Origin of the sequence: Moraxella catarrhalis (assembly GCF_001656295.1) — a bacterium.
GTDB classification, from domain to species: Bacteria; Pseudomonadota; Gammaproteobacteria; order Pseudomonadales; family Moraxellaceae; genus Moraxella; species Moraxella veridica.
Map to the genome: position 1 here is coordinate 1 of NZ_LXHE01000002.1, position 12,478 is coordinate 12,478.

Consider the following 12,478-nt stretch of genomic DNA (forward strand, 5'->3'; position numbering starts at 1 on the left):
AATATCAATTATTGCTAGTAAGTACATAATGTACACGATGAATGAGCCAAAATTAAAGTCCAATAAAAAAGCTTGTCTTTTTCATTGGCAAATAAAAGATTAAACTGAAGAGTTTGATCATGGCTCAGATTGAACGCTGGCGGCAGGCTTAACACATGCAAGTCGAACGAAGTTAGGAAGCTTGCTTCTGATACTTAGTGGCGGACGGGTGAGTAATGCTTAGGAATCTGCCTAGTAGTGGGGGATAACTTGGGGAAACTCAAGCTAATACCGCATACGACCTACGGGTGAAAGGGGGCGCAAGCTCTCGCTATTAGATGAGCCTAAGTCGGATTAGCTAGTTGGTGGGGTAAAGGCCTACCAAGGCGACGATCTGTAGCTGGTCTGAGAGGATGATCAGCCACACTGGGACTGAGACACGGCCCAGACTCCTACGGGAGGCAGCAGTGGGGAATATTGGACAATGGGCGAAAGCCTGATCCAGCCATGCCGCGTGTGTGAAGAAGGCCTTTTGGTTGTAAAGCACTTTAAGTGGGGAGGAAAAGCTTATGGTTAATACCCATAAGCCCTGACGTTACCCACAGAATAAGCACCGGCTAACTCTGTGCCAGCAGCCGCGGTAATACAGAGGGTGCAAGCGTTAATCGGAATTACTGGGCGTAAAGCGCGCGTAGGTGGTCATTTAAGTCAGATGTGAAAGCCCCGGGCTTAACCTGGGAACTGCATCTGATACTGGATGACTAGAGTAGGTGAGAGGGGAGTAGAATTCCAGGTGTAGCGGTGAAATGCGTAGAGATCTGGAGGAATACCGATGGCGAAGGCAGCTCCCTGGCATCATACTGACACTGAGGTGCGAAAGCGTGGGTAGCAAACAGGATTAGATACCCTGGTAGTCCACGCCGTAAACGATGTCTACCAGTCGTTGGGTCTTTTAAAGACTTAGTGACGCAGTTAACGCAATAAGTAGACCGCCTGGGGAGTACGGCCGCAAGGTTAAAACTCAAATGAATTGACGGGGGCCCGCACAAGCGGTGGAGCATGTGGTTTAATTCGATGCAACGCGAAGAACCTTACCTGGTCTTGACATAGTGAGAATCTTGCAGAGATGCGAGAGTGCCTTTGGGAATTCACATACAGGTGCTGCATGGCTGTCGTCAGCTCGTGTCGTGAGATGTTGGGTTAAGTCCCGCAACGAGCGCAACCCTTTTCCTTAGTTACCAGCGACTCGGTCGGGAACTCTAAGGATACTGCCAGTGACAAACTGGAGGAAGGCGGGGACGACGTCAAGTCATCATGGCCCTTACGACCAGGGCTACACACGTGCTACAATGGTAGGTACAAAGGGTTGCTACACAGCGATGTGATGCCAATCTCAAAAAGCCTATCGTAGTCCGGATTGGAGTCTGCAACTCGACTCCATGAAGTCGGAATCGCTAGTAATCGCAGATCAGAATGCTGCGGTGAATACGTTCCCGGGCCTTGTACACACCGCCCGTCACACCATGGGAGTTGATCTCACCAGAAGTGGTTAGCCTAACGCAAGAGGGCGATCACCACGGTGGGGTCGATGACTGGGGTGAAGTCGTAACAAGGTAGCCGTAGGGGAACCTGCGGCTGGATCACCTCCTTAACGAAGTTATCTGATTGGCAAGAATTCACAACAAGTTGTTCTTTGGTAAGATGTTTAAAACGGGTCTATAGCTCAGTTGGTTAGAGCACCGTGTTGATAACGCGGGGGTCATAAGTTCAAGTCTTATTAGACCCACCATTTTGGGGCCATAGCTCAGTTGGTAGAGCGCCTGCCTTGCACGCAGGAGGTCAGGAGTTCGACTCTCCTTGGCTCCACCAATAAACATCAAAGCATACATAAGCAATTTAAATAAGATTTCTTATTTATGCTTTCATTTTATAAACTGACGAAGTTTATAACATTATTTAACAACATAGTATGAGTCTGGGTTAATTATTATCCAACGTAATAATTAACCATGGTGATTGTACCCAATACAATCACCTAAAGTAAAGAGAACTGAATCAAGCGTAAACATAGGTGAATCGTTACACATTACCCATAAGACCCCTTGGGGTTGTATGGTCAAGTAATGAAGTGCACATGGTGGATGCCTTGGCAGTCAGAGGCGATGAAAGACGTGATAGCCTGCGATAAGCGTCGGTGAGGTGGCAATATCCTGTGACCCGGCGATTTCTGAATGGGGAAACCCAACCAACACAAGTTGGTTATTACACAGTTTACTGTGTAAGGCAAACCGGGAGAAGTGAAACATCTCAGTACCCCGAGGAAAAGACATCAAATGAGATTCCGTAAGTAGCGGCGAGCGAACACGGAGGAGCCGATCAATTTTACAGTAGCAAAATGGCGTGGGAAAGCCAACCATAGTAGGTGATAGTCCTGTATGCGAAACTGTTTAAGCGACATATTAAGTAGGGCGGAACACGAGAAATTCTGTCTGAAGATGGGGGGACCATCCTCCAAGGCTAAATACTCCTGACTGACCGATAGTGAACCAGTACCGTGAGGGAAAGGCGAAAAGAACCCCTGTTAGGGGAGTGAAATAGAACCTGAAACCGTGTGCATACAAGCAGTCGGAGCGGACTTGTTCCGTGACGGCGTACCTTTTGTATAATGGGTCAGCGACTTATATTCTGTAGCAAGGTTAACCGAATAGGGGAGCCGTAGGGAAACCGAGTCTTAATAGGGCGAATGAGTTGCAGGGTATAGACCCGAAACCGAGTGATCTATCCATGAGCAGGTTGAAAGTGCCGTAACAGGCACCGGAGGACCGAACCCACTGTCGTTGAAAAGCCAGGGGATGACTTGTGGATAGGGGTGAAAGGCTAATCAAACTCGGTGATAGCTGGTTCTCCCCGAAAGCTATTTAGGTAGCGCCTCGGACGAACACCATTGGGGGTAGAGCACTGTTTCGGCTAGGGGGTCACACCGACTTACCAAACCGATGCAAACTCCGAATACCGATGAGTGATATCCGGGAGACAGACGGCGGGTGCTAACGTCCGTCGTCAAGAGGGAAACAACCCAGACCGCCAGCTAAGGCCCCAAATTCCTAGTTAAGTGGGAAACGATGTGGGAAGGCACAGACAGCTAGGAGGTTGGCTTAGAAGCAGCCACCCTTTAAAGAAAGCGTAATAGCTCACTAGTCGAGTCGGCCTGCGCGGAAGATGTAACGGGGCTCAAACTAGGAGCCGAAGCTGCGGATTTAATTGTTTCAATTAAGTGGTAGGGGAGCGTTGTGTAAGCCTGTGAAGGTGCACTGTAAGGTGTGCTGGAGGTATCACAAGAGCGAATGCTGACGTGAGTAACGACAAAACGGGTGAAAAGCCCGTTCGCCGGAAGACCAAGGGTTCCAGTCCAACGTTAATCGGGGCTGGGTGAGTCGACCCCTAAGGCGAGGCCGAAAGGCGTAGTCGATGGGAAATCGGTTAATATTCCGATACTTGTTTATGATGCGATGGAGGGACGGAGAAGGTTATGCCAGCCTGGCGATGGTTGTCCAGGTGGAAGGATGTAGTTAGACTGAGTAGGCAAATCCGCTCGGTTATTAATGAGATCTGATAGCAAGCTGATTTATCAGCGAAGTGGCAAATACCATGCTTCCAGGAAAAGCTTCTAAGCATAGTCATAAATGAATCGTACCCGAAACCGACACAGGTGGTCAGGTAGAGAATACCAAGGCGCTTGAGAGAACTCTGCTGAAGGAACTAGGCAAAATGGTACCGTAACTTCGGGAGAAGGTACGCTGCCGATGGTGATAAGACTTGCTCTTTGAGCTGTTGGCAGTCGCAGATACCAGGCTGCTGCAACTGTTTATTAAAAACACAGCACTCTGCAAACACGAAAGTGGACGTATAGGGTGTGATGCCTGCCCGGTGCTGGAAGGTTAATTGATGGGGTTAGCGTATGCGAAGCTCTTGATCGAAGCCCCAGTAAACGGCGGCCGTAACTATAACGGTCCTAAGGTAGCGAAATTCCTTGTCGGGTAAGTTCCGACCTGCACGAATGGCATAATGATGGCAGCGCTGTCTCCAGCAGAGACTCAGTGAAATCGAAATCGCAGTGAAGATGCTGTGTACCCGCGGCTAGACGGAAAGACCCCGTGAACCTTTACTACAGCTTTACATTGAACTTTGACCTAACTTGTGTAGGATAGGTGGGAGGCTTTGAAGCAGATACGCCAGTATTTGTGGAGCCAACCTTGAAATACCACCCTGGTTATGTTGGGGTTCTAACTTGAGATTAACAGATCTAAGGACAATGTATGGTGGGTAGTTTGACTGGGGCGGTCTCCTCCTAAAGAGTAACGGAGGAGTACGAAGGTGCGCTCAGAACGGTCGGAAATCGTTCAAAGAGTATAAAGGCAAAAGCGCGCTTAACTGCGAGACCCACAAGTCGAGCAGGTACGAAAGTAGGTCTTAGTGATCCGGTGGTTCTGTATGGAAGGGCCATCGCTCAACGGATAAAAGGTACTCTGGGGATAACAGGCTGATACCGCCCAAGAGTTCATATCGACGGCGGTGTTTGGCACCTCGATGTCGGCTCATCTCATCCTGGGGCTGAAGCAGGTCCCAAGGGTATGGCTGTTCGCCATTTAAAGAGGTACGCGAGCTGGGTTTAGAACGTCGTGAGACAGTTCGGTCCCTATCTACCGTGGGCGTTGGAAATTTGAGAGGATCTGCTCCTAGTACGAGAGGACCAGAGTGGACGAACCTCTGGTGTTCCGGTTGTTTCGCCAGAAGCATTGCCGGGTAGCTACGTTCGGATGGGATAACCGCTGAAAGCATCTAAGCGGGAAGCCCACCTCAAGATGAGATTTCCCTAAAGAGCCGTTGTAGACGACGACGTTGATAGGTTGGGTGTGGAAGTGTAGTGATACATGTAGCTAACCAATACTAATTGCTCGTTTGGCTTGACCATACAACACCCAAGTGGTTTTACCCACTGACTGTGTTGATTGGTAATATGTAAGATGAACCTTAATCTTGATTTAGTAACAAACAGACTCATACCGCGTTGTTAATCCTTTTACGCTGACGACAATAGCAAGATGGAACCACCTGATCCCTTCCCGAACTCAGAAGTGAAACGTCTTAGCGCCGATGGTAGTGTGGTTCGCCCATGTGAGAGTAGGTCATCGTCAGCACCTTATTTTAAACCCCTCTTCTTTTGAAGAGGGGTGTTTTTTTACCTATTCCTTGGACATCGTTTTCATTAGATATAACAGATATATTCCTCCGATGACTGAAGCAATGATACCTGCTGGGATTTCGTATGGAAAAATGACATAGCGTCCAATCCAATCTGCGATAAGCATCAATCCTGCTCCTAACATTGCTGACAATGCCAGCTGTTGAGATAAGCGTACTGCTCCAAGCGTCATTGCCAAATGCGGTGTCATCAGTCCAATAAAGCTTAAAGGGCCGACAACAAGGGTTGATATGGTACTAAGTAATGCAACAAGGATTAAGGTGATCATTTTGGCGCGTTTAATTGATACGCCTAAATTACGAGCCATGGTCTCATTTAGGCTCATTATTTGCAGTGGTTTTAGTATGAATAAGCTGATGATGAATAGTACCAATGCCGCTATGACCACCCACCAAGCTGAGTTTGGGTTGGCGTAATAGGTTGTGCCAGATAGCCAATTTAATATTGCTTGTAATCTGGGATCACCTGATATTTTAATCAATGTTAAAACGCTGGTCATCATCGCTGAGATGGCAACCCCAACCAATAACAATAAAGAAGGTGATAATTTTCTGGCTAGCCATATGACCAAAAGAAGCACCAAGCCTGATCCAATCATGCCTGATACCAATAATACAGTAATGTCTGCATTTTTTTGATTTTCTAATCCCAGCATTGCCAGTAATAATGGGTTGAACAAAAATGCCAATATGACGCCTAATGCGCCACCTGAGCTAATTCCCATCACCTCAGGGCTTGCCATGGGGTTGCAAGTGAGTTTTTGTAATAGGACACCAGCACAGGCGAGCATGGTACCTGTTGCCATTGCAGATAATGTGCGTGGTAGACGAAATTGTTCAATTAAATAAACATCTGTTTGAATGGTTAAATGACCCATGGCATTTGGGGCAATATATAATGCAAGCCCGCCCATGATAACCAATATAAGTGCCATTACAAACCAAAAAAAGCGTGTTTTTTTACTTCTTTTTATGGTTAAAAAGGCGAAAGATTCTTCGTGATGAATTTGCTGTTTGCTTTGATGGATTACCAGCCAAATAACCATGCCTGATCCTAAAATGCCTGTCAATGCACCAACAGGCAAATTAAGCTGAATCATGGGTTTAAGCCATGTTGTGAGTAGTGTAACCAAGTTGTTACTTAGCCATAAGAATACCGCACCAAATCCAAATCCTGCCAACAATCGCTGCCAAATATGGCGGATTGCCAATAGATTGACCATGCTGGCTGAGGCAAGTCCAACAAAACTTAAGATGCCAACCCGACTCACCACGCTGGCTGTAATGATGGCGACCAAAATGATTGCCGCCAATCGTACCTGTGCGACAGGCACACCCAGACTTTTGGCTTGTCGGTCATCTAAGCCCATTAAGGTTAATGGTTTGAGCAATAAAAATAGAGCTGGGGGTAAAAATACGCTGATTGCTAATAAAAATTGACCAGTTTGCCAGCTTGATTGAGTTAAGTATCCACTGCCCCAAACCAAAACCCCCATCGTCCAATCAGGATAAAATATGATGAGCAGTTGGGCAATGGAGAAAAATAAGATGTTCACCACTAAGCCACTTAAAATTAATATCACAGAGTTCATATGGCTTTTGGTAGAAATGGCAAAGACCAGCACCATGCCCAGCAGCGACCCAAAAAATGCAACCCAAAAACTTCCATGTAGCCCAAAACTTGGTGCAACGATGGCAACAATTAATAACGATAATTCAGCCCCTGATCCGACTGCCAGTGTGGTATCTGAGGCTAAGTTGTTTTTGACCAGTTGTTGTAGTAACACACTTGCCACGCCAAGCAAACCACCTGATAGCATTGCCACAAATATGGTTGGTATGAGTTGTAATTGTACAACCATCTGATTTAGGCTAAGTGATTGTGATGGTAAAAACAACCATACAAATGGATCATGCCAGGCTGTTTTTATGACCAAGCTTGTGCTTACCATTGCCAAACATAACAAACAGACAAACCATAAAATGACAGGGGCTTTTGGGGTGATTACTTGTTTTATTGCTGATATTTTATTGGGCATTGGCTATTTTTCCTTGAAAGGTTGCTTCATTAAGCCGTTCACCGAAGGTAACCATGGACGATATGCCACCGTATACCCACAGTGGTTTTATGACCGTCATACAAAGATTGTTTGCATATCCGAGCCTTTGCCATAATAAGGTGTCTCTGAGATCTTGGTAAAGCATGGGGCTAAAAGGTTCAACCACGACCAGACAAGTCTGTTGGTCTAATTTTGCCAAATCTCCCAATGTGATTGATACAAATCCCCACATGTTCGCTTGTCCCATTTTATCTTCAAGCGTGATTAGACTCAGCCCCATTTCTTGAGTGGCAGGTTTAAATAAGCTATTGTTGGCATAAATTCGTAAATTATTGGCATCTGCAAACTTCACCACGGCAATTTTTTGAATATCGGGATTTTTTTGTCTAAATATTAATCCCAGTTCATGCAGTTTTTGTTTAGATTCTATTAAAAATGCTTCGGCTTGTTTGGGCTGATTGATGATTTCTCCCAGTTTTTTGGTTGTCTCGGCATAATTTTGCCAAGTTGCAATGTCGCCGTATGAGCCAAAAAAGACGCTGGCATGAGGCGTGTCGCCATACAAGGGACGCAAATGAGCGTAAAAATCATTGTCAATAATCATATCAGGCTGTAATTGTGCCAATCGTTCGGGATTTGGATAAGACCTTGCTCCCAAGTCAATGGTTTGGCTTGGTAGTTCAGGTTTGCCAACCCAATCAGGATAAATTTTAACATCACCGACTGCCACGGGTGGATAACCCATGGCGGTTAAGGTGGAAGCAATCGCCCAATCAGGGGTGATGATCTTAAGAGGCTGGTTTTGTGTGGTGGTTGAAGAAGTGTTTTGCTGGTTGTGTTGAGTAGCTTGATGGGTATTTTGCTGATGGTTTTGTGGTTGGCAGCCAGATAGCAGTAAACTGATGGCAAACAGTAAGCTTTTTTGCATCATATGACCGCCACCTTTTTGCCATTCATGGGGTGACTTAGTAAATGTAAATGAATGCCAAAGATACGCTCAAGCACCTTTGGCTGCATTGTGCTGGCAATATTACCAATATGGCACAGTTTGCCATTTTTTAGAGCAATGACTTCATCACAAAATTGTGAAGCAAGATTAATATCATGAATAATAATCATAACTGCCTTGTTTTTTTGTTTTGCCAAGTGTTGGATTAGGCGAAGTATTTCAACTTGATATACAATATCAAGTGCAGCAAGTGGTTCATCAAGCAAAAGATAAGGCGTATCTTGGGCAATACACATGGCAAGCCATGCTCTGGCTCTTTCGCCACCTGACAGCGTTGTCATCGACTGCTTGGCAAATTGTTCAATTTGAGTGTGTTGCATTGCCTCGCATAAGATGGCGTGGTCTTGCGAAGTGGGTTTTTGTAACCATTTTTGGTGGGGATACCGACCAAGCATCACAAGCTCAGAAACGGTAAAATGACTGGCATCAGGCAGCTTTTGTGGCAGATAGGACAGATATTGAGCAAGCGTTTTGGGCGGTAAATCAAAAATTGATTGATTTGTCAATTCATCTAATGCCACATGCCCACTGGTTGGTGTTATTTCACCTGCTAAGGTTTTGATAAGTGTTGATTTGCCTGATCCGTTATGCCCAATTAAAGCATATATTTTTCCTTTTTCTAGGGTGATATTAATATCATGCAGTAAGGTTTTTTCTTGGCGAATAACCGTAAGTGATTGAGTAAAGAGCATAAATTAACCAAAAAAGATAAATTAATCAAAAAAGATAACAAATGGTAAAAAATCATGGTAAAAAATAAGGCAAGTTGTTAAGCCAATCAGACAAAACAAAGCAACATGGGGCAAAATGAACCAAGCAGGCTTGGTAACATGGTGTGTTTATCAGTCTTATTCATCTCGCCAATATACTTTTAGCACAATGTCGCAATTTGAGCCCAAAAAGTTGCGAAGCATTGGTCGAAGATGTTTGGTTGTGGCTGCCTCAAGTCCGCCCCAAATAGAATCAATTTTGATTGGTGTGTGCTGTAAAAAATCGATTAATTGGGCAAAAATTTGTTCGTGTGGTGCGTCATTTATCTTTGCAATCACGGGTAGAACTGTGATGCAAGATGATGGTAATGCTTCATCTAAATAAGCCAGTTCCTGAGCGCTTTGTAAAAAAAGCAGCACAATGGGCATTTGGGGGTTTTGCCAAAGTTCTATCAACCTTGCTACCGTAGGTAGAGAGGTTTCATCAGCAATCAATAAACTCTGACCATTTAGATGCTCAATTTTTTCAGGGAATTCTCTTTCGCTGGTAATGATGTCATTGATTTGAACTGACTTTACCCATGTTTCACCAAGACTAAACTCACCATTTTTTTTGCCATGACAATATATGTCAATCCATGCCAAATGTTGTTTTTCTCCTTGGGGGGATATGGCTTGCCAAGCTTTTCGAAGTGTGTAGTAGCGATAAGGTCGATTGGAATTTTGCTTGGTGGCAGATGAGCTAAGATTTAGTAAAAATGCGTAACCAGCAGGCAGTTGGGATAGGTTTGTTTTTGACTGTAAGGTCAGGCGATACATATTTTGGCTAACTGCTGATACCGCCTGTAAAACAAAGTGGCGCTGTCTAATTTCGATGGTTTTTTTACCTTGTTTACGATCACTGCGTTGCAGCAGGGCGATGTATTGCTCATTGAGTTGCTCGGCGGATTGAATGGCGGTATCAAATTGTAAAAACCAAATTTGTTGTTCTTGTTTATTAGGTTGATACCAGTCTTGCTCAAACTGTAAATCCAAGACAAAACCTTCTTGATAAATCTGTTTTAGCATCACAGATTGTAGGTTTTTGCATTGATTTTGAGTCAGCTCAAGCAGACCGATTGCCATACTTTTGATGTCATCAAGGTGATCTTCATTGATGTGGTTAACGAGATCAGCCAGTTTAGAATCATTTAACGGTGTTAAAGTGTGTTTTTGCATGATGTTTTGGTATTTGTTGTGGGGGTCGTTATGTTTTATCAGCAATCTTTTATCAGCAATCTAAACATACTAAAAGTTTGCCGTCAGGCTGACACTGGCTTGGCGTTCTGCACCCATCCAACAGTTCATCTTATCATAGCAAGAGCCAACATAAGTTTTATTAAACAAATTACTGACACTTAAGCCTGCACTGAGTGTGGGGCTGATTTGATGACTGCCTGCCAAATCTACCAAAGTAACGCTTGGCAAGGTATCGGAATTTTGTCTATCAACTTGCATGCCTGCTTGATGGCGAATGCCAACATTGAGCAAAGTTTTATCATTGGGTGTGATGGTTGTCCAAAGGCTTGCGGTATGCTTGGCGACTTGTTGAGGGCGGTTGCCAACCAATTGTGGATTAAATTCATCTTTGCTGATTTTGGCATCTACATAGCCATAGCTTAAACCCGCATGAAGCCAGTCGTTAAAATGATGGTCGGCTGATATCTCAAACCCTTTTGAGGTGGTTTCGCCTGTTTGTGTCTGTTTTGTCCAATCAACTGCTGCCACTTTTTCATTTTTCTTAGTGATGTCAAAGGCTGCCAAGCTTGCTTTGGTTTTATTGTCAGTTGAGGCGTATTTTACCCCAACTTCAAACTGATTGGCCGTGGTGGGTTCAAACGGTTTGTTTGTCACAAAATTATTGCCAACCAAAGGTTGAAATGATTGAGAATAACTTGCATAAGGTGAAAGACCGTGATTGAAATGATAAATCCCTGCCAAGCGACCAGAAGTTTTATTGGCTTGATTGATGGTGGTTTTATGGGTATTATTTGCCGTTTGGGTATTGGTTACACTTTCATAGTTATCACGGCGTAGCCCTGCAACAACGGTCAGGTTGTTCCATTGCATCTCATCTTGTAGATATACGCCAAGCTGCTTTTGCTTAATGTCATCTTTTTGTTGATAGCCTGTCAAGTTTAGATTGGTTTTGCTAAATAATCCATGGTCTGGTTGAGCAAGGTCAATGGTTGGAACGCCTTGATACATGGCGTCGGCATATTTGGCGGTACTGTTTGTTTTTTGATAATCCACACCGAGCAATAGGTTGTGTGATGAATCCTTGATAAATAAATCATAGGCCAATTGATTGTCTGTTGACCAGTTTGTCATATTTTCATCTGTGGTATAGGCTGTACGGTTGAGCTTGGAGTCTGAGCCTTGTACAAATCCTTGATGATAAGTATTTTTTTGTTGAGCTTTGGCGTTGGTGTGGCGTAAGATGTGCTTGAACTTTAAAGCGTCGTTAATTTGCCAGTTAATGGTTTGGCTTGGCATGAAGACTTTTTTACTAAAGTGATTCCAGTGGTCGCCTGCATAAGCATTTGCACCAAGCTTGCCATAGCTTGCGTTGTATAGCGTTCCTAAACTTGGCAATGGTGTGGAGGGTAACATATTTGGGTCATTTTGATAATAAACACTGGCAAGTACCGAGATGTCATCATTGGGTCTCCAAATCAGCGAAGGATTGATTAATGTCCGTTTTTCTTTGGTATCTTGCATTTGTCCATCTTTTTTACGAACCAATGCAACCATGCGATAATTGATGTCATCGCTGAGCTTTGATGTGCTGTCAATGCCCACTTCTTTTAGGTTATGTGTGCCTGTACGCAGTCTTATTTCATGCTGAGGCGAGCTTTTGGGGGTCTTGGCAACTTGATTGACCATACCACCTGGTTGGTTAAAGCCGTATAATGAAGATGCAGGACCTTTTAATATCTCAATGGCTTCGGTGGCATAAGCATCTACTTGTGGCATCAAGTTCCATGTGCCGTCATAAGGCAGTCTCATACCATCATAAAAATTTGAATAATTTTTAAATCCTCGGATATTGTATTCATCAAAAATACTGACCGTTCCCCGATTTTCTGTATCAACACCTGCTTCATAGCGTAATGCACTGCTCACACTGTCGGCTTGGCGTTGTTTAAGCGTATTTTGTTCAATGCGATGATAGCTCATAGGGGCTTGGCTGGGTGGTAGTGTGGTTTTGGTGGCGGTGGTTCGATATGTTTCACCATAAACTGTTATGGCATCAAGTCTGACTGTGGGCAATGGCTCAGAAGAAATGAGGGGGGGGGTAGTCGCCATTGCTGATATTGAGCTTGAGACCAAGCCTATGGTGATGATATGGCGTATCGTGATGGGCAATAAAGACAAACGCATGGCAACCGTCCTTTAAAACTGATATTTAAAAAAAG

The 12,478-nt window shown here is 44.5% G+C and carries 5 protein-coding genes, 2 tRNA genes and 3 rRNA genes; 5 read left to right on the plus strand and 5 right to left on the minus strand.

Going from position 1 to position 12,478, the window contains the following annotated elements; all coding sequences use genetic code 11:
* Positions 1-101: 101 nt before the first annotated feature.
* From AO382_RS00085 to rrf, 5 genes are all read left to right on the plus strand, one after another.
* A 16S ribosomal RNA gene (locus AO382_RS00085) occupies positions 102-1,630 on the plus strand.
* 61 nt (positions 1,631-1,691) lie between these two features.
* Positions 1,692-1,768 (plus strand) — tRNA-Ile (locus AO382_RS00090).
* A 4-nt stretch (positions 1,769-1,772) separates the two neighbouring features.
* Positions 1,773-1,848, plus strand: a tRNA-Ala gene (locus tag AO382_RS00095).
* Between the two features lie 245 nt (positions 1,849-2,093).
* Positions 2,094-4,951, plus strand: a 23S ribosomal RNA gene (locus AO382_RS00100).
* 112 nt (positions 4,952-5,063) lie between these two features.
* Positions 5,064-5,177, plus strand: a 5S ribosomal RNA gene (gene rrf / locus AO382_RS00105).
* The 16S, 23S and 5S rRNA genes sit together here with 2 tRNA genes alongside, the layout of an rRNA operon.
* A 45-nt stretch (positions 5,178-5,222) precedes the next feature.
* Here rrf and fhuB read toward each other — a convergent pair.
* The 5 genes from fhuB to AO382_RS00130 form a co-directional block, all read right to left on the minus strand.
* Positions 5,223-7,280 (minus strand): Fe(3+)-hydroxamate ABC transporter permease FhuB, encoded by a 2,058-nt coding sequence (gene fhuB, locus AO382_RS00110; RefSeq protein ID WP_081261313.1) that lies wholly within the window; start codon positions 7,278-7,280, stop codon positions 5,223-5,225.
* On the minus strand, positions 7,270-8,232 hold the full coding sequence (locus AO382_RS00115; protein ID WP_064617144.1) for an ABC transporter substrate-binding protein: 963 nt from the start codon (positions 8,230-8,232) through the stop codon (positions 7,270-7,272). The genes fhuB and AO382_RS00115 overlap by 11 nt, the downstream gene beginning before the upstream one ends.
* Positions 8,229-9,002 carry an ABC transporter ATP-binding protein gene (locus AO382_RS00120; RefSeq protein WP_081261314.1) on the minus strand — a complete coding sequence of 258 codons (774 nt, stop codon included), beginning with the start codon at positions 9,000-9,002 and terminating at the stop codon, positions 8,229-8,231. The genes AO382_RS00115 and AO382_RS00120 overlap by 4 nt, the downstream gene beginning before the upstream one ends.
* A 156-nt stretch (positions 9,003-9,158) precedes the next feature.
* Positions 9,159-10,238, minus strand: a complete 1,080-nt coding sequence (locus tag AO382_RS00125; protein WP_064617146.1) for an SIP domain-containing protein — start codon at positions 10,236-10,238, stop codon at positions 9,159-9,161.
* Between the two features lie 69 nt (positions 10,239-10,307).
* Positions 10,308-12,443: a TonB-dependent siderophore receptor gene (locus AO382_RS00130; protein WP_064617148.1), complete on the minus strand. Its 2,136-nt coding sequence runs from the start codon at positions 12,441-12,443 to the stop codon at positions 10,308-10,310.
* Positions 12,444-12,478 lie beyond the last annotated feature (35 nt).